Genomic DNA, 18,704 nt, shown 5'->3' with positions numbered 1-18,704 from the left:
AGCTTTCTTCTTTCAAACCGTTCTTCATCCGTCTGTTCTTATTCCCCAAACTTACATACCGCCCGTCTCACCAGCACCCCGGCCAGATGGTTCCGGTACTCCGCGCTTCCTCTCGTGTTGGAGCCGGTCACGATCTGTTCTTTTACACACTTGGCAGCATACTCCGCGATGTTTTCCACATTTTTGTCCTTCATATCCTCATTGGACAGCGCAAAGAGAACCGCTTTTCCCGGTCTTGCCCCGATCGCGAACCGGTATCCGGCTTCTGTCTTTGCCGCGGCACAGGTGAGGACCGGAAAATCGGTCTGCGTGTTGCGGACGGACTGGTAATCAAACGATGCCGCTTCTTTTTTTACGATCAGCCGGACCAGGATGTCCCGGTCATACGGCATTTTTGCGTACTCTCTCAACGGAATGATCCCGCCTTTGTAAAGCTCCACATAGCTGTCCATCGCCAGAAACATCGTCAGCACGTCGGAAAATCCGTATCTTCCGTAAATACTTCCTCCGACCGTCGCGAGATTCCGGAACTGGACGCCGACGATGTGACGCACCGACTCCCGCACAGCGCCGTCCGTATACCCGTTAAGTCCCGAATCAAGTTCCAGATCTCTCAATGTGACCATGCAGCCGATCCGGAACTCGTCCTCCGTCTCCTCGATCGTGTCAAGTCCGAGTCCGGACAGGTCGATCGCCGTACCAATCTGCATCTTTCCCATCTTCAGCCAGACCATGCCGCCCAGGACCCGGTTGCTCTTTTTCTGGTTTAACTGCCACGCCTCTTCCAGGCTTTCCGCTTTTTTATATTCCCTGATGACTCTCATACCATTGCTCCTCATGATCCTTCAGAATATGCAGTTGTTCCCGCCTTTTCCTGCTCTCAAAAAAGTCCGGATCCCTGTATTCTGAAGCGTTCTTCAAAAATTACTTTTATTTTAACATACTTTCTGCTATAATTCCGTTATAGTCGGAAAAATACAACGATATTCCAGCAAAAAAAGATCGAAAGAGGACAAAAGATTATGAAAAAAAATTTCAAACAGCTCTCCGCTCTGCTCTTAGCTCTCGCATTATCTGTGAGCGTAACTGCATGTGGAAGCAACACCGCATCAACAACAACTGCTGCCGCTGAGACGACCACAGAATCCACCGAAGCAGCTTCTGAATCCGCTTCTGAGACTTCCGAGGCCGCTGTCTCCGACATGGAAGTCACCTATCCGGTTACCATCACCGACCATCTCGGCCGTGAGGTTACGATCGAGAAGCAGCCAGAATCCTTTGTCAGCGGCTACTATATCTCCACAAGCCTGATGATCGCGCTTGGTCTTGACGACAAGTTAGTCGGCGTCGAGGCAAAAGCGGACAAAAGAAATATCTATAAACTCAGCGCTCCGGAGCTCACAAGTCTTCCGTCCGTCGGAACCGCAAAAGAGTTCGATCTGGAAGGCTGCGCAGCATTAAAGCCGGATCTTGTAATTGTTCCTGTGAAATTAAAGGATTCCATCCCGGCAATGGAAGAGCTCGGTCTCACCGTGATCGCTGTCAATCCGGAGGATGACGCAAAGCTGATGGAGACGATCGACATGATCTCCACCGCAGCAAACGTAGTAGAAAAAGGACAGACACTCGAATACTGGATCTCTGATACCACTGCAGAGCTTGTCCAGTCTCTCGAGGGAAAAGAAACTCCGTCCGTATATCTTGCAGGAAACAGCGCTCTGTTACAGACTGCTGGTCCGGAAATGTACCAGTCCACTCTGATCGAGCATGCAGGCGGCGTCAATGCAGCTTCTGAGATCACAGATACCTACTGGGCTGATACTTCCTACGAGCAGATCCTTTCCTGGAACCCGGATTACATCATTCTCGCAGCTGATGCAGACTACGATGTGGACTCCGTTCTGAACGATTCCGCTCTTGCTGACTGCACAGCCATAAAAGAAGGACATGTTTACCAGATCCCGAGCGACATCGAGGCACTCGATTCCCCGGTTCCGGCAAGCTTTTTAGGAAGCTACTACGTCGCTTCCATTCTTCACCCGGACGTTGTAACTGAAGACGATTTCAAGACAGCAGAGAAGAATTTCTATGAAACATTCTATGGATTCACTCCGGAAAGTGCAAACTAACTCAAACCGAACCATGGCAATCTTAACACTGGCGATGACTTTTGTGGTCATCGCCTTTGTTTCTGCCCTGAGTACCGGAAAATATCCGATCACATTATCTGACCTGGCCGCCGGGGATCCGATGGCGCTCCGTACCTTCACGGTTCTCCGCCTGCCGCGCGCTGTCATGGGACTCGTCGGCGGTTTTGGACTCGGGATCGCAGGATTCGTCTACCAGACGGTCTTCCGGAATCCGCTGGCATCCCCCGACATCATCGGTGTCTCCTCCGGAGCCAGTGCCGGTGCGGCTTTCGCGATCCTGTTCGTCTCCGCCGCCGCGCCGTCCACAACGCTCTTCGCATTTTTCGGTGCTCTTCTCGCCGTCTGCCTTTCCCTCGGGCTCACCGCTCTCTCCCCGGTCCGGGACCATTCTTCCATCGTTCTCGCGGGGATCGCGGTCCATGCTCTCGCGCAGACCGTTCTCATGCTCTTAAAGCTCATGGCAGATCCGGAAAAACAGCTCGCCTCGATCGAATACTGGATCATGGGAAGTCTCTCCGGCGTCACCGCATCGAAAATCCCGTTTCCGGTCGTGATCATCCTGATCTCCTCCGCGCTGGTCTTCCTGCTCCACCGCCATCTTCTGGCACTCTCGGTCCGTGAGGATGAGGCCCGCATGCTCGGCGTATCTGTCCGGAAAACACGTTTTTTCGTTCTTTTTCTCGCCACACTCACCGTCGCAGCCGCTGTCAGTGTGACCGGACTCATCAGCTTCGTCGGTCTTCTCGCTCCGCACACGGCAAGACTCCTGACCGGGCATAACCGGAAGTCCGCATGCTTTCTCAGCGGTCTCATCGGGAGTTTCCTGCTCCTGACCGCGGATATTCTTGCAAAATCACTCGCCGCAGTGGAGCTTCCTGTCAGTATCTTTACTTCGCTCCTCGGAGCGCCGTTTTTGATCTATCTGATCCTCTCGGAAAGGAGGCGCTGATCATTATGTCTGAACATGTTTCCATTCAGGACCTCTCCGTCTCTCTGGGCGGTCATCAGATCCTAAACCATCTTTCCCTTTCGGTTGAAAATCCCGGGCATATGATCGCGCTTCTCGGACCGAACGGGAGCGGAAAGACTACCCTTTTGCGGGCCATATGCGGAGAGCTTTCCCACAGCGGCCATGTTCTCCTGAACGGGCAGGACCTCACAGCTCTCTCTCCAAAAGCTCTCGCAGGACTCGTAAGTTATATTCCGCAGCAGAGCGGGATCTCCATTTCCATGAGTGCGCTGGATGTCGTGCTCATGGGATTTTACTCCCGGTTGAAACTCTTCGAACAGCCGTCTGCCAAGATGCGGGAGGCAGCCCTCCAGGCGCTCGCTTCCGTCGGAATGGACGATTTTGCGAATCGGGATTACTTAACACTCAGCGGTGGGGAACAGCAGCTCGTGATCCTGGCGAGAACACTCATTGAAGATACTTCGCTCCTGCTCTTTGATGAGCCGGACAGTTCGCTGGACCTTGGGAATAAGTACTGGATGATGGGGCTGATCGCAGATATCGTACAGGCGGCACAGGGCGGTAGATCTGCTTCCCCTGCCTTTTTTCCCTATAAAAAAGAACCTGTCTCGACACATTCTCACACTGGGCCCGATTGTTTGCAACAATCTCACTCTTTGCGTGAATGCACATCATTGGCATGTAGCGCCGATGAACCAGATGGGCTATCTTACTCAACCGGAAAAATTCTCACAGAAAAAACTGCAATTCTCTGTCTCCACGATCCGACACTCGCACTCGCATACTGTGATATCCTGCTGCTCCTAAAGGACGGCACGCTGATCCACACGCTGCATCCGAAGACGGATCCTGTCTCCGTCATGGAGCAGGCTTTTTCTGAGATCTACGGGGAGGTGCGTCTGGTTCCGCTTCCTGATCCATCAAAATGCGCAGGGAATCGACTCGTTCTCCTGCCGGTTTTATAGCTATAGCCCCGTGATCCTGGTTGTATTTTCCATAAAACCGGCTCATGATCCTGTTCATAGGAAACCTCTGGATTTTCCTCATGATCCCTGCGCACCATACCACTGATGTACCCGAAAGAAGGTGATCTTTTCATGAAATCTGACATCCGCGTCTTTCTATGTGACAACGACAATCTCCGCTTCTTCGGTGAAGGTCCCTGCCGCCTGCTCCACCTGATCGAGGAGACCGGTTCGCTGCGGGCGGCAGCCCTCTCGATGGGGATGGCATACACAAAAGCGCTCCATCTCATGAAGCGTGCGGAAAAGAATCTTGGTTTTTCACTGACCGCCAGAACGATCGGCGGAAAAGGCGGCGGCGGGAGTGTCCTGACACCGGAAGCAAAGGAGTTTTTACATGATTATGAAACCTGGCGGAACGCCTGCATTCAGAGCAGCCGCGAGCTCTATACTCAGATCTTTTCTAAATATAGCCGAAACAACAGCGGCGCAGACGGCGCAAGAGAATTCCCTGGGAACTGATAGCGATCCGGTTCCGGTCAAAAAGCGGCATCTGATCATCACCGGAAGCCGCAGAAGTGGGAAGAGCACACTGCTGGGGGAAATTCTGACATTGCCGGATTTTCCGGCTGATACGATTTCCAGTGAAATATCTGAAAGTCTCCGGAATCCTGTCTCCGCCGACTCCTCTCTGCCCGGATCCTGCCTGCCGGTGTTTCACGGATTGCGAAGACATATCTCAGACATTCCGTTTTTGCCTGGTCAAGCCGAATCCCGCCTGCAGATGTTTCCCGGCTTTACAACACATGCTTTCAAACAGGATCGCGTTGAGCTGACTGACAATCTGACCGGAGAAACCTCGCGGATCGGAATTTACCGTCCAAAGTTCTCTTTCCATGCCTTTCCAGCAGATTCTGATTCCGGGAAATCGGCGGCTTCATCCGCTTCTTCCGGCAATCAGATGGTTCCGGATCTCAACGGTTTTCTCGGCGGCGGTCTTGCTTCCATAAAACGGGCGATCGACTCTCCCGCCGCTTTCGCCGTCATCGACGAACTCGGCTACCTTGAAAGCTCCTGCCCGGAATTCTGTGATGCCATTTTCCACCTGTTCGATACAAAGCGGGTGATCGCTGTTCTCCGCAGCCAGTCCACGCCGTTCCTCGACGCCCTGCGTGCCAGAGACGATGTCTATGTCTATGACCTTGACCATCCGGTTCTCCCCGTCGGCTGTGTGATCATGGCATCGGGGCTTGGAAAACGATTCGGGTCCAACAAACTGATGGCTGATTTTAACGGAAAACCGCTGATTACCCGGATCCTGTCCGCCACAGACGGACCGCTCTTCGCGGCACGGATCGTCGTGACGAGATCTCCGGAGGTCGAGTCTCTCTGCCGGGAGCGCGAGATTCCGGTCCTGCTCCACACGATGCCGTACCGGAACCACACGGTAAAACTCGGTCTCTCCGCGCTGTTGGGAAAAAATCCAGATCTCGCCGGATGCATATTTGCACTCGGGGACCAGCCGCTTCTTTCGCGCGAAACGATCGAAGCGATGGTATTGACATTTGCTACTCAAGCTTATCGTTCGTGCGGCGAAATTCTCCGGCTCGCATCAATGGAGCATGGAGAGGTCAAATCCCCCGGGAACCCGATCCTCTTTGGTCGCCGGTATTTCAATGAGCTTCTCACACTCCCGGACAACTCCGGAGGAAATGTACTCCTGAAAAAATATCCGCAACATGTCCGTTATTTCCCGGCTGCCTCTCCGCTGGAGCTTGCAGATGCCGATACACCGGAGGAATTGGAATATCTGAAAAATTTTTAGAAGTCTCTAATGTTTTTTCTTCATGTACCACAACAAGTGAAAACACGCTTCACGAGTTTTCCCCGTGTTATCGCGACAGTCGCCAGGGTCTCGCGCAAGCGCAGACTTTGGCTCGTTGTTCGCGTAAATAAAACCGGAGATCATCCTGGACATACATTCATCCTGGATCACCTCCGGTTTCTTTTTATCATTCTATTATCTTTTTATCTCTGACCTCTACAGGTTCTTATCATCCTTCGGAAGCAGCAGGTTTAACAGGATCGCAACCAGCGCCGCCGGAACGATTCCGGAACCGCCGAAGATCAGCTGGACAGCCTGCGGTGTCTGCGCAAGAATTGCCGTGTTCGCTCCCATTCCATATCCGACACCGAGTGCGACTGACACGATCGTCAGATTTCTCGGAGTCATATGTTCCTTTGTGATCAGCTGGATTCCGCTGACAACGATCGAGGAGAACATCATGACTGCAGCGCCTCCTAAAACAGCCTGCGGCATGATGGAGATGATCGCACCAAGCTTCGGGATCAGTCCGCAGAGGATCAGAAAAACTGCTCCTGATGCCAGAGCTGTTCGGTTTACGATCTTCGTCATCGTCACAAGTCCCACATTCTGGCTGAAGGAAGTATTCGGCAGAATTCCAAATAATGCTGCAAAAGAAGAACCGATTCCGTCACAGATCACGCCGCCGGAAAGTTCTTTGTCGGTTGCCTCCCGGTCCATTCCGCCTTCAATAACGCCGGAAATATCACCGACTGTCTCAACAGCGGTCACGATAAACATGATGATGATCGGTGCGATCGCACGGACATCAAAGACCGGCCTTACCGGAAGAAATTCCGGGATACTGATCCAGCTGGCTTCCGCCACTTTATTCCAGTTTAATACCCATGCTTTTGTATATTCTGCTCCATCCGCGGTAATCCCTGAATTCGGAAGGAGCAGTCCCATAATAACCGCTGCCGCATATCCGGCAATGATCCCGATGAGGATTGCAGAGTTGCTCGCAAGACCTTTCGTCCAGTGTTTCACCATGAGGATTACGATCAGTACGAACAGCGCCAGCAGCAGATTTTCCGCCGATCCAAAGTCTTTTGCACTGCTCCCGCCGCCAAAAGAATTCACTCCGACAGAAATCAGGGACAGACCGATCGATAAAACAACGGTTCCGGTTACGACCGATGGAAAAAATTTCCGCAGCGGCTTGATAAAAGCACCGAGAACTCCCTCAAAGAGACCTCCGATGATCGACGCTCCCATGATCGCGCCGTATGTTGCAACTCCGCCGCCCATTGTATCTGCGACACTCTTAAATACGCCGATGAATCCGGAGCTTGTTCCCATGATGATCGGGACTTTTCCTCCGATCGGTCCGATCGCATAGAGCTGTACCAGAGTCACAACTCCTGCGACAAACATCGCATTCTGCAGAAGGCTGACCTGCAGATGTGCAAATTCTTCACTTCCGCTGATCCCACACGCACCGCAGATGATCAGAAGCGGTGTCAGGTTGCCGACGAACATCGCAAGGACGTGCTGGAGTCCTAACGGGATTGCCTGCTTCAACGGCATTTTTCCATAAAATTCATAGGGTGCCCGGTTGGATGTGTTTTCTTCACTCATACATTTTCTCCTTTACGTAAAGTTCCGGTTCTTCTGTTATCATTCTGCCAGACAGTGAGACCGGATTCTTTTTGTTTTTTCTGCCACGATCTGCGGTCGGGTTCCCATTTCCGCAGTCTTATTAGCAGTATTTATGTAGTGCATCGTTATTATAAGCACAAGTTTGAAAGATGTAAATACGTAAATGAAAAAAATTTCATTTAAACCTTACAACAGTTGTAGAGTCAATGTTTTTATTGCTGGTATAAGCACTGGTAAATCATGGCCAAATATGCTATCCTAAATTGATCAGATACCAGGGTCAAAAGGTCGGAAATCTGATGCAAGCTTGCTTGCGAGAGGATTTTCGAACTCTTGACCCGCCAAAAACATGAATAAGTAGCCATTTTTCGTAGAAAAATGAGCGGATTATGAATGTTTTTGAGGATTGCGGGAGTGCAAAGCACGGAGCAATCCGGTATCATAGGGGGCAAAAGACCTTTTGACCCCAACATCTAGATCATTTATCACGATAACCAAGAAAGGTCTATACATACAATGGAACCATACTACTATAACCACATGGACCGGGAACGCCAGTCCGTCTACCGCGCCATGCACCAGGGACTTTTGAGTCTCGCTGACTCATTTCAGGTCCCGAAGATCGGCGGTCATGCGCTGAGCGACATCTTCTTTGAACTCCGCCTGGACCACCCGGAACTCTTCTGGGCCGCAAGCTTCAAATATAAATATTACGCAGACTCTCCCAATCTGATCTTTATTCCGGAATATCTCTTCGAAAAGAGCAAGATCAAAGATCATCAGAAAGCGATGAATGCTCGGGTAGAAAAACTTGCCCGTCCGGCTGCAAAGCTTTCCGAAATCGAGAAAGAAAAATATATCCACGATTTCATCTGTGAAAACATTCATTACGATAAGCTGAAAAAGCCGTACTCCCACGAGATCATCGGTCCCCTCGGACACGGCGTCGGCGTCTGTGAGGGAATTGCCAAATCCGTCAAGATCCTCTGTGATGCTCTGGGAATCTGGTGCATGATCGCCCTGTGCGGGAATAATCCGGAAAAAGGCATCAAATACCGCCATACCTGGAATATCGTAAAGATTGGAAAAACTTATTATCACCTCGATGCAACCTTCGACAACAGCCTCGGAAAATGCTTCGAGACCGGTGCGGAGATCCGATATGACTACTTTAATCTCGATGATAAAGCCATCTTCCGTGACCATGAACCGCTGATTGCCCCGGCTCCGGCCTGCACCGACGGCGATCATTTTTACTACAAGGAGAAAAAACTCTCCTTCACAAAGCAGGAGGAAGTCTACAAACGTGCCCTGCAGACTGCGAAGAAAAACAGGACCTTCACCTTCCACTGGCGAGGCGGCTATCTGACCCGCGAAGTCTTAAAAGAGCTGATCGAACTCATCGAAAAAGCCGGAACCGAGCAGAATAAGACCGCCCACATCCAGCTAAACTGGCCCCAGGCTGTACTCAGGTTCCACTACGCTGATGATGTTTCACAGGCTGTCGTCACGATGGACGAGGCGAATGAAGGGGAAGATGGTACCATGTTATCTGACATATAAGTTATCACATAATCTCTACTTTCTTGCTAATATCCCGCGCAATATTAGCAAGAAAGTACACTACAAAAAACCGCCCGCTGCCAGCAACTTTACTGGCAACAGGCGGTTTTCGCATACCTACATATGAAATTTTTATTTTCCCGTGCTCTCCAACAGCTGTCCGATCTTCGAGACGAAGAGATCGAACGCCACATCGTTCTTTCCGCTGTTGATCACGATATCCGCGAGAGCTCTCGTCGGCTCAACGTACATGTAGTGCATCGGTTTTACGGTTGTCAGGTACTGGCTGATAATGCCTCTCAAGTCTCTGCCGCGCTCTTCCACGTCACGGACGATCCGTCTTAAAATTCGTTCATCCGCATCGGCCTCCACATATACCTTGATGTCCAGAAGATCCCGGATGCGCTCATCCGCAAGGAGCAGGATCCCTTCCACCAGGATGATCGGCCGCGGCTCGATCTTTATGATCTCGTTTGAGCGGTTGTGCTGGCTGTAATCATAGACCGGACATTCGATCGCTCTGCCGTCCTTCAATTCCTTCAAATGCTCCACCAGAAGATCCGTCTCCAACGAATCCGGATGGTCATAGTTGACCTTCACACGCTCTTCAAACGGAATTTCGTCCTGTCTGCGGTAGTAATTATCATGATAAATAACTGCCACATCGTCCCCGAAATACTGTTTGATCCTGTTCGTAAAGGTCGACTTTCCGGAGCCGGAACCTCCGGCAATTCCGATAATAACACTTTTCATTTCTGATCACCTCATAAAACGAATGTACCCGGTTCATCCCGGGTACGCTGCTATCCTACTGCACAAGACCAAATTCTTCCGGCATAAATCTCGGGCAGATATTCTCCGAAGTACAGATCACGGTCGCTGCAAGTCTTGTTCCGATCCTGCAGGAATCCTGCAGGCTCTTTCCGTAAGTCAGACCGATGCAGACACCTGAGAAAAACGCGTCTCCGGCTCCGGTCGTATCGACAACATCCACTTTTCTTGCCGGATAGATCCCGGTACTTCCGTCTTTATCCACATAGAGAGCGCCGTCCCCGCCCATGGTCACAACCATGCGGGCAATCTGCGCTGAGCGGACGCGCTCCGGAAGGACCTTCGCGAGCTCCGCCGCTGTCATGTGTTCATAATCCTCGGAAAAAAGGATCCCGGCTTCCTGCTGGTTGCAGACAAAACATGCTGTTCTGCGCAGGAAGTCCCGTCTCTCGACTGCGATCGTCATGTTGGACACGAGTGCGTAGACCTCTTTCCCATACTTTTCCGCATACGCAAATGTCTTTTTCACGATCTCCTTATCCGTGTCGATCTCGATCGCGATGCTGTCCGCGTCCTTGAAGATCTCGTCCCCATACTCATCGAGGATCTGCTCGATCGGCTTATGATCCGGTCTCTTGGAAATGGAGGCGACAACATCTCCTTCATGGTCGAAAACGGCAAGCCATGTTCCCATTCCGTTCTCAACCTTTTTCATATACTTTGTCTCAACTTTATGGCGTTTCAGCTTCTCGATCACATCATCACCCATCGCGTTGTTGTCCACAGCGCTGATGAACGTCGGCTTTAACTCGATGTTTGCGATATTCTCCGCCACATTTCTTGCTACTCCGCCATGGATCTGAATGACCGTTCCGGCATTTCTTCCCTGCGGGATATACGGGGATAAGGAATATCCCTTAATATCAATAAAAACATCTCCGATTACAACGATTCCCATCTTATATATTCTTCTCCTTTATCTCTAGCATAACACTTTCACAACATCTGGGGCAGTTTCCCATTCCGTACTGCCCCAGACAAAAATTTTTCCCTAATCTTATCTCTGTCCCTTATCATACGGGATTCCTTCCGCCTTCGGTGCTCTCGACTTCTTCGAAGAAACCGCCAGGACCAGAAGAGAAATGATATACGGAAGCCCGCGATCAGGTCTGTAGTCCGAGCTGCCTGTATTCTCCGTCGTCACCTGGTTCGATCCGCATCCGGCAAGCAGAAATGTCATCATGGACGCCGCAAGAAGCAGCGCTGCCCCTTTTTACATTTTTGCATCCTTCTTCTCCTCCGTTACTCATACTCTTTTTCCAGTCCGTGCAGGAACTGCACAGCCCCGCTGAACAGCCGCTAATATATGCGCTTTACCCAGTATAAAAGGGATTTCGGGAAAAGTAAACAGGTTTCTTCTTTCTGACGAAAAAAGGGACAGATGGATTTTTTGTCCATCTATCCCCTGCCTGTTCCGCTTTTGCTCCCGCCAGACACTCTCTGCTCTTCCAGCTCTGCCACGCCTGTGTCTGTTTTGATTTCTTCGCCATTGTATAACTTCGATCACTTCATTGTCTGATAAGGAAATTCACACGGATATAGATACTTCTCCCAAGTCATCTGACACCCAGGAGCGGCGTACGCAAAAGACTGTACTTTTCATCAACGAAGTGGTCAAGCAAATTCGTTCTCTGAAAAAGCATTACCCAAATATGGATATTCATGTAGACACTCACGGTGGTATCCGAACTGATCAAGAAGCTCTGAACAGTATCCTCTCCCTGCTTCAGATGGAAGGCATCACAATCCCGGAAAAAAATATTCACAGCATTGAATACTCCAGACCTCGCGCTGTTTTTACCTCTGCTTCTGAAATTTTTAAGATCATGAATTTCGTATCCGGCATTCATGAATGTATCTATTACGGACAAACTGCATCGCTGAAGCAGGCGATCGCACCGGAAAAATCCCATTCGGATACTGCTCTTAAAAGCAGCAATAGCGATGAACAGGAAGTTTTAGCAAATATGCAGACGATTGCGGAAGGTATTCAGCTTTGCGATGTTACAAAATTCGAAACTGGGTTAAAGAATCTTTCTGATTCTCTTCCGAAACTGGGAAAACAGAATAATTCTCTCCAGAATGTCGGTTATCTCACAATGTTCCAGGATCTGATCCGTGACAGCTATGGTCATAGTCTTCTGAATAACAAAGACCGCCGTGTTATTGATGAGATCAGATGGTGTACCGAAAAGGGCTTCATTCAGCAGGCTCTTACTCTGGTGGAGAGCAAAATGCCGGCTGTATTTCTGAAAAATGGATTTTTAATTTCTGAGAAGCAGAAAGAAGAAAAAAATGGTCAAAAAGCAGTAACTGCTTTTTCTATCTTTAATTCAAAATCAAAGGATCCCGTTCTGAGTGACGATTTTCTGAGCTATATCACCCAGAAGAATTCACCTAAAAAAGGGTGGGAATCTGCAGAAAACTATATTGTGCAGGCGGTCGGATATACGAAACGTCCTTCCAAGAAGGTCCCATTTGTACCGCTGAAAGAGCGGACCAATTATCTCGCGCTGGAGGCATATAACTCTAATCCGGTTATATCCGTCCTCAATACAAAAGATAATACGTTTCCGGTTCGCAAATATTATATCGCAGAAAATCCGAAATCCTACCGGAAGATCAATATCCTTCTCCGTCTGCATATGCAGTTAAAGGATGAACGAAATAAGACAAATCATGCCGGCAACGACAGCAACCGTCACTCTATTGCGGTCATTTGTCACGCATTGGAATCTTATGTGCAGATTTACGAGGCGATTGAAAAAGATTTAAAGGCTTGATTACTCCTTATATAAAGTCTGCGGTCCGCATCCCGCGCGGCGTACCTAGTCATCTGTAATGATCTTTGTCTTTTCGCAAGCGTATAAAAACATCCCGGTCACATTTCCCACGTGACCGGGATATTTTTATACGCCTATTTCCCCTCCCTAATCTCCACCTCGCCGCCCTCCTCGCTCAGCAGCCGGTTCATCCTCGCCCGTCTGACACTCTGGCACCGATTTTCTATTCTCCCGATCACCTCTTCACTTTTCCGTACCTCCTCCTGGTACTCTCTCGTGATCCGCCGGTAGTCCTCGTCCTGAAAGACATCGTACCGTTCCGTCACGACCGGCTGCTGACCTCTGCGGAAAACAATCTCCCGCCCGACCGGCATGTGCAGCACTTCATTTACCGGGACATTCAGCCGAATACTGATGCTCTTTGCGGTATCGATATTGTTTCCGCCGAGATATACATAGCTGTCGCAGTTATCCAGGATCGTGATCGCGTCGCTCCCATACATCTGGTGAAGCTGCGCCTCCGACTGGAGAAGGATCGTCGAGGACATTCCCTTTTCCCGGAAAATCGAGATATACTCCGGAAAGTTTGCACACCGCCCGCCGGTGGCAAAATCGTCGAAGGAAATATGGACCGGCCTCTTCAACGTACCGGATGGCTTTTTCTCCGCGATCTCAAACAGCTCTTTCACCGCCTGGGAGATGAACATCTGGGCAAGAGCGTGAAGTGATTTTTTTACCGGACTTGTCGTCACGAAGATCACGCTCTTTTCGTTCTCCACATTCTGGAAATCGATAACCGGTCTTGTCTTCATCACTTTGCAGATCCTGGATGTGAACATTTTATCCATCGCAGTGTTTAATGATGTATAAATGCAGCGGGCAGTCCGATCCGGATTCTCCCGGAATGTATTCCAGTATTTTTCGATACAATACTCCGGCCGGCTGGCAGCCGCTTCTTCCATCACCTTATCGAAGCTGGTCGTGATTCCTGCATTTCCTGCTGAATAGATACCCATGCTGCTCTGAAACCGGACAACATCGGCAAAGCAGTCCTTACCAAGTGCCAGAAATGCTGCACACTCCGCAGTGAGAAGCGAGATCGCGCTGTCATCCCAGAACGGGTCCATTTTCGAGTTGCTTTTTTTCGCATTTGCGAGCACGATCGCAGATGCCAGATCTGTGATGTCCTCCTCGGTTTTTGTATATTTTAATGGGTCATAGCAGCAATTCGATTTTTCCGGCTCCGCGAAATTCAAGTCATACACAGTGTATCCGGCATTTTTTAATGGATTTCTATACTTGTCGACCAGACGCCGCTTCGTCGCAACAACGATCATGTTGGAGGATCCGGCTCTCAGAAGCTCCAAAAGCTCCGGCTCCAGGATGGAAACCGTTTTTCCGCATCCGGAACCGCCGACGATCACGCGGTTATTGTTGACTCCTGTGATTCTGCTGTCCGCGCTGTAGGAACAGTTCTTTCCTAAAATAACTCGTTCTTTTTTCATATACGCATACCTCCAAACTATGTAACAGAATTTTAAACTGCATCTTTACTGCACCGGCCTGTACACTCCCCCTGCACGTGCCTTTTTGCGCCGCAGCAGTTCACAGTCTCATGTTTTCTCAGACGTGGATCAAAACCATCCCGCATCTGCTGCACCGATGGCTTTGCCTTCTATCTCCGGGCAAATCTTATTTCCTTGTACTATGGAATCCCAGATAACTCCGGCAAGGAGCATTTACAGAATCGGTTCCAGGATCTTCTCAAATCCCACGATCTCATCGCACAGTCCGAATTCGACGCTTTCCTCCGGGCTGAAAAAATGGTCGTAGGCAGTTGCTTTTTCAATCTCCTCCTCACTCCTTTTTGTGTGCTTTGCAAGAAGACGGTTGATCCGCCCCTTCATCTCCAAAAGTCCCTCCGAGATGGAACGGATCGAGGACGAATTCCCGGCAACCTGCTGCCCAAGCATCGGTTCATGGATCATCATCTCCCCATGCGGCAGGATATATCTTCCATGCGATCCGCACGCAACGATCACGGCCGCCATGCTGTACGCATGTCCGATGCAGTAGAGCTCGACCGGTGCCCGGCTTCCCTGGATCGCATCGTAGATCATGAGACCGGAGCTGATCTCCCCACCAGCACTGTTGACCAGGACACGGATCGCCTTCTCCGTGCTCTCCTGATTCAGGATCAGGATCTGACGGACAAACTCCCCCGCACTGCCCGCATCGATCTTTCCCTCCAGAAAGATCAGCCGATTTGACAGCAGTCTGGAATCTGCCGAAACCTGTGTGATACCGCCTGCGCTTTTCAGTAATGTGTTCATATGCGTCCTCCTTCATATCGTAAAGTGTGTTTTCTGTTATGCTCTGTGATTCTTATTCTATGCTCAGGCTCTCACAATTTTTGGACACAAAAAGGCAGGGGCAGATGAAACACGATTGCTTCATCTGCCCCTGCCTGTGATATTTTTATTATGATGTCTTACATATCAGTTTGCTCTTCCCTATTTCGTCTGCACCACTCCATTGACCGTCCATACACCGTCTGCGTTCACAGTGCTGCCATCAATGACAGTATTTCTCAGCAGTTTTCCGCGGTAGCCATCGGAAACCGGATTGAAATAGTAACATCTCTTAACACCATTTGCATCCGGGATCCATAACCATCCGGTCTGCATTTTACCTTTGGTGTTGTCAGAGATCGGATTCAGGTAGTAAATGTTGCCATCCGGATCAGTCTGTGATGTTTTATTCTTTATGACTCTTGATTCCACTATTTTATCTATTGGTTCGCATTTCTTGTTTTGCTCAATTTATCATGAAATTTTATATCATTCGCACCTTAAGACTGCAAGACTATTGATCTCCCATTTCCCGGAAAATTGATCAGACCACACCGCATGGGCGATTCTTCTGTTAGTGGGAGTTTTTACAGCACATAGCAATCATACCGAATTGCCTTCCCCTTCAATGTATAAGAAGGCTCTCTGCCTGCAAGACATTCACTTTTCAATGGCCGCTTAACGATAATTCTGGACGGACCGACTTTTAGTGCCGCATCAAAAAGATCTGTTTCCTCCGAGCATGGCGGCTCCAGCTTCTGGATCAGCTGAAGTTTTTTATTGATCAGACTGGATTTTTGTCTCGCAGGAAACATCGGATCCAGATAAATCACATCTACCGGATCCAAAAGCTTTGACATGCATTCCACACTATCTGCCTCCACTACTTTCATGCGGCCGGCGATATCCTTTAAAATCTGATTCTTTTTTGCACGACGGATGGCATCCTTCAGAAGTGCAGCGACCACCGGATTCTGCTCATATAATGTCACCTCGTACCCCTGTGCAGCCAGTAAAAAAGCATCTTCTCCCATACCGGCAGTGGCATCGATTGCTTTCCGCCCTTCTTTCTCGGAGCTTGCCGCCTTTACCAGCATCTCATGCTGCAGTCTTCCATTGGTGACTCTATGCATCATTGTCTCCGCAAAGTCTCCCTGATAAGTCAACCCGAATCCTGACAGTGACACTCCCTTGGAATCAAAATGAATCGTCAGATATTCTCCTGGCTTATCCACGATCGGCGCTCCTGTTTTTCTGGCAAAAGACTCTGCCATATCTCTCTGCCCACCTTTTCCGAGGCAGACTACGATCTTGTTGTTCATTTTATTGTTCTCTCTTTCGCTTTCTAGTGAACCTCATTTGCAACTGGAATACTGCTGATTTTTTTCATCTGCCATCATAATCTTTTCCATGTCAAAAAATGTGCGTAATTATAAACTTCCTCCAAAGGATCTGGAAAAGCTCCAAATTCAATAATGGAGCGGGATTCTAAGAAATCCCACCCCAACTATCGACATAGAACCACCGCAACACAGTGCCAAAGTTCCGCCATCTGTGTCAATATCAGCGGTCCTTCCGATTTCAGCCTATATGTAATCCCACACGCTTCTAGTTCTTTGCAGAACATCTCAAAATAGTCCGGCTCTTCCCATTACCGTAATATCCAGGGAAATATATTGTCATCCAACCGGATTTCTCTCAGGCCTTCTTTATAACTTGCTTCCATAGTTCTCTAATTCATGAAAGATTCCCATGACATAGACCGTTCTTATATCTTCATTTACCCGATAAATCATAAGCTATGCCATGCCCGGTATTTTTGCCTTCCGGTATTCCTTTTTTCGAAGCACATAATCGATACATGCTGGAAATTTCCATGGATCTTCTTCCAGACGATCATAAATTTCTTCGATTCCCGAAAGAAGATGTTTGGCTGTCTGATCGCTTTTTAACGGATTCAACAGATAAGCCAGCAACTGATCCAAATGTTCAGATGCCTTCTGCGTAATTTCCAGTTTATAACCCATATTTCTCCCTCATGGATGCAAGCTGCTTTCTCGCATTCATCGTCTGCCCAGCTTCTATCTGGCTCTCCGACTCCTCCAGCTCCTTATAAACTTTTGACAACTTCATCATCCGTTCATAGTTTTCCATACTCATGAGCACCATGTCACCATACCCATTTTTCGTAATAAAGATTGGTTCTTTTGTAGAATGACACATTTCTGAAATTTCTGAAGTGTTTTTTAAATGACTGATTGGAACAATTTGCGGCATAAAAGCATCTCCTTTATGTAGTTTAATTGTACCATAATTATACCATGTATGCAATTTTATATTATTTCATTGGGTATGTGATAAACTTCCATTGTTCATTTGGAACGTCTCCTCTGGTTTTGAGTTTGGCTTGCGACATCATATTGCAGGAGGCTTTATTTAGTTGTCCTCACCGGCTGCACTTATTCCATTCTCCCAAGAACAGCTGAAAGCTTAAGTTTTTCATTTAGATGTAGAGAAAAATTGTTTCAACTCACAATCCACAAGAAGGCTGACTTTGAGGGCGGCAGAAAAGTCGATTACCTGATTTTTGTTTCAACTCACAGCCCCGCAAGGGGGCTGACAATTAACAAAGGGTGCAGAAATATATTCCCGCATCCTCTGTTAACAATAGTATTTTATTCAAACTCTTCCCGAGTTTATTATCGGCAACTCATAAATGCTGATATTTCCCGCATTTTGGACACATCTATTTCGCCAAATATCGCTCTTTTCGCATCGTTTTCAAAACTTTTAGTAGCAAATTAGTTGCAGTATCTGCACCTAAACTTTTTTCCATAGGAATGATATAATCTACTTTTTTATTACTCACAATGAATAAATTCCTGTGGCTGTCAGGTTATCTATTACGCCTGCTGCCACAGCCAAAACGAAAGGAGCATTACCATGAGCAATCAACATAAAAACCCAACCATCAGCTTCAGAATCACTGACGCTGAAAGGAAACAAATTGAAGCCCGTATCCTTGCCAGTGGACTGATGAAGAAAGATTACTTCGTCCGTTCATGCATCTACAATCGTATCTGCGTTGTTGGCAAGAAAGAAAACATCTATCCTCTGGTGCAAACTGTGAATGCATTTTATCTGCAATTACTTGAAATGCAAAAGGCATTTACCTCACCAGACCGCACTCCCGATACTCTTCCTTCTTCGGAAGCCATCAAGGAATTACAAATCGAATACACTAATATGCTAACAGCTATTATCGACCTGCTGGATGATGCAAAATATCTGTGGGAAGGAGACTGTCATGAACAACAATCTTAATTTTCAGTTCGGAATGTACGAACCTTCCACAGACTCCATTATCGTCAATACCGGCGAGAACGCAATTCTTGTTATACGTTGTAAGGAATGTAATTTCTCTGTTATCTTTGATAATCCTACTGATATTGTATATCTATACCGGCTGGCAGAGGAAACCCCTCTGCTATATGCCAAACTGGCATTGAAAGAAAACGGATTGCAGGATTATGTGGATGCTATGAATGAATTTAATTAATTATTCCCCCAGTTGAGGAAATACTCTATTGAGTTAGTCTCATCTTAGTCTCACCAGTCTCATAGTAAT

The 18,704-nt window shown here is 48.5% G+C and carries 20 protein-coding genes; 9 read left to right on the top strand and 11 right to left on the bottom strand.

From position 1 onward, the window contains the following. Positions 1 to 38: 38 nt before the first annotated feature. Entirely contained in the window at positions 39 to 824 is a 786-nt protein-coding gene (locus tag V2546_RS05690; protein WP_329751790.1) for an FAD binding domain-containing protein, read from the bottom strand. A gap of 198 nt (positions 825 to 1,022) precedes the next feature. Between V2546_RS05690 and V2546_RS05685 the strand changes: the two genes are divergently transcribed. The 5 genes from V2546_RS05685 (at position 1,023) to V2546_RS05665 (ending at position 5,907) form a co-directional block, all read left to right on the top strand. Beyond that, positions 1,023 to 2,129, top strand: a complete 1,107-nt coding sequence (locus V2546_RS05685; protein WP_329751789.1) for an ABC transporter substrate-binding protein — start codon at positions 1,023 to 1,025, stop codon at positions 2,127 to 2,129. Positions 2,130 to 2,142: 13 nt separating this feature from the next. After that, positions 2,143 to 3,099: an iron ABC transporter permease gene (locus V2546_RS05680; protein ID WP_329751788.1), complete on the top strand. Its 957-nt coding sequence runs from the start codon at positions 2,143 to 2,145 to the stop codon at positions 3,097 to 3,099. 5 nt (positions 3,100 to 3,104) lie between these two features. Next, on the top strand, positions 3,105 to 4,085 hold the full coding sequence (locus V2546_RS05675) for an ABC transporter ATP-binding protein (RefSeq protein WP_329751787.1): 981 nt from the start codon (positions 3,105 to 3,107) through the stop codon (positions 4,083 to 4,085). Between the two features lie 132 nt (positions 4,086 to 4,217). After that, positions 4,218 to 4,604 (top strand): winged helix-turn-helix domain-containing protein, encoded by a 387-nt coding sequence (locus tag V2546_RS05670; RefSeq protein ID WP_118530094.1) that lies wholly within the window; start codon positions 4,218 to 4,220, stop codon positions 4,602 to 4,604. Between the two features lie 439 nt (positions 4,605 to 5,043). Further along, on the top strand, positions 5,044 to 5,907 hold the full coding sequence (locus V2546_RS05665) for an NTP transferase domain-containing protein (RefSeq protein ID WP_329751786.1): 864 nt from the start codon (positions 5,044 to 5,046) through the stop codon (positions 5,905 to 5,907). 216 nt (positions 5,908 to 6,123) lie between these two features. Here V2546_RS05665 and V2546_RS05660 read toward each other — a convergent pair whose 3' ends face one another. After that, a complete protein-coding gene (locus tag V2546_RS05660; protein WP_118530098.1) occupies positions 6,124 to 7,527 on the bottom strand; it encodes a uracil-xanthine permease family protein in 1,404 nt (467 codons plus the stop codon). Between the two features lie 537 nt (positions 7,528 to 8,064). Between V2546_RS05660 and V2546_RS05655 the strand changes: the two genes are divergently transcribed. After that, positions 8,065 to 9,111 (top strand): transglutaminase domain-containing protein, encoded by a 1,047-nt coding sequence (locus V2546_RS05655; protein ID WP_329751785.1) that lies wholly within the window; start codon positions 8,065 to 8,067, stop codon positions 9,109 to 9,111. Between the two features lie 132 nt (positions 9,112 to 9,243). Here V2546_RS05655 and udk read toward each other — a convergent pair whose 3' ends face one another. The 3 genes from udk to V2546_RS15670 form a co-directional block, all read right to left on the bottom strand. Beyond that, a complete protein-coding gene (gene udk / locus V2546_RS05650; RefSeq protein ID WP_329751784.1) occupies positions 9,244 to 9,864 on the bottom strand; it encodes a uridine kinase in 621 nt (206 codons plus the stop codon). A gap of 55 nt (positions 9,865 to 9,919) precedes the next feature. Next, positions 9,920 to 10,840: a carbohydrate kinase family protein gene (locus V2546_RS05645; RefSeq protein WP_118297490.1), complete on the bottom strand. Its 921-nt coding sequence runs from the start codon at positions 10,838 to 10,840 to the stop codon at positions 9,920 to 9,922. 99 nt (positions 10,841 to 10,939) lie between these two features. Further along, a complete protein-coding gene (locus V2546_RS15670; protein ID WP_405579226.1) occupies positions 10,940 to 11,125 on the bottom strand; it encodes a YgdI/YgdR family lipoprotein in 186 nt (61 codons plus the stop codon). A gap of 469 nt (positions 11,126 to 11,594) precedes the next feature. Here V2546_RS15670 and V2546_RS05635 point away from each other — a divergent pair, with 469 nt between their 5' ends. Beyond that, positions 11,595 to 12,725 carry a TM1812 family CRISPR-associated protein gene (locus V2546_RS05635; RefSeq protein WP_118530102.1) on the top strand — a complete coding sequence of 377 codons (1,131 nt, stop codon included), beginning with the start codon at positions 11,595 to 11,597 and terminating at the stop codon, positions 12,723 to 12,725. A gap of 134 nt (positions 12,726 to 12,859) precedes the next feature. Here V2546_RS05635 and V2546_RS05630 read toward each other — a convergent pair whose 3' ends face one another. From V2546_RS05630 to V2546_RS05605, 6 genes are all read right to left on the bottom strand, one after another. Beyond that, positions 12,860 to 14,230 carry a type IV secretory system conjugative DNA transfer family protein gene (locus V2546_RS05630; RefSeq protein ID WP_329751783.1) on the bottom strand — a complete coding sequence of 457 codons (1,371 nt, stop codon included), beginning with the start codon at positions 14,228 to 14,230 and terminating at the stop codon, positions 12,860 to 12,862. Positions 14,231 to 14,464: 234 nt separating this feature from the next. Next, positions 14,465 to 15,058: a ClpP family protease gene (locus V2546_RS05625; protein ID WP_118530106.1), complete on the bottom strand. Its 594-nt coding sequence runs from the start codon at positions 15,056 to 15,058 to the stop codon at positions 14,465 to 14,467. Between the two features lie 180 nt (positions 15,059 to 15,238). Next, positions 15,239 to 15,508 carry a hypothetical protein gene (locus tag V2546_RS05620; protein ID WP_118530108.1) on the bottom strand — a complete coding sequence of 90 codons (270 nt, stop codon included), beginning with the start codon at positions 15,506 to 15,508 and terminating at the stop codon, positions 15,239 to 15,241. Between the two features lie 155 nt (positions 15,509 to 15,663). Continuing rightward, positions 15,664 to 16,398 (bottom strand): class I SAM-dependent methyltransferase, encoded by a 735-nt coding sequence (locus tag V2546_RS05615; RefSeq protein WP_118605188.1) that lies wholly within the window; start codon positions 16,396 to 16,398, stop codon positions 15,664 to 15,666. 477 nt (positions 16,399 to 16,875) lie between these two features. After that, the gene (locus tag V2546_RS05610) at positions 16,876 to 17,103 is read right to left on the bottom strand and encodes a type II toxin-antitoxin system RelE/ParE family toxin (RefSeq protein ID WP_142411914.1); all 228 of its coding nucleotides are present in this window, start codon (positions 17,101 to 17,103) and stop codon (positions 16,876 to 16,878) included. Next, positions 17,093 to 17,353 carry a type II toxin-antitoxin system Phd/YefM family antitoxin gene (locus tag V2546_RS05605; RefSeq protein WP_118297493.1) on the bottom strand — a complete coding sequence of 87 codons (261 nt, stop codon included), beginning with the start codon at positions 17,351 to 17,353 and terminating at the stop codon, positions 17,093 to 17,095. The genes V2546_RS05610 and V2546_RS05605 overlap by 11 nt, the downstream gene beginning before the upstream one ends. A gap of 666 nt (positions 17,354 to 18,019) precedes the next feature. Between V2546_RS05605 and V2546_RS05600 the strand changes: the two genes are divergently transcribed. Further along, complete coding sequence (locus V2546_RS05600) at positions 18,020 to 18,400, top strand: plasmid mobilization protein (RefSeq protein ID WP_329751781.1); 381 nt, start codon at positions 18,020 to 18,022, stop codon at positions 18,398 to 18,400. Beyond that, positions 18,384 to 18,635, top strand: coding sequence for a hypothetical protein (locus V2546_RS05595; protein ID WP_329751780.1), 252 nt, complete (start codon positions 18,384 to 18,386; stop codon positions 18,633 to 18,635). The genes V2546_RS05600 and V2546_RS05595 overlap by 17 nt, the downstream gene beginning before the upstream one ends. The last annotated feature ends 69 nt before the right edge of the window (positions 18,636 to 18,704 follow it).

The sequence above is a fragment of the Clostridium sp. CM74B_53 genome (assembly GCF_036318045.1).
In the GTDB taxonomy this organism is placed as follows: domain Bacteria; phylum Bacillota; class Clostridia; order Lachnospirales; family Lachnospiraceae; genus Pilosibacter.
The sequence above is the reverse complement of the archived record's forward strand: the minus strand, read 5'-3'. Positions and strand labels throughout refer to the sequence as shown.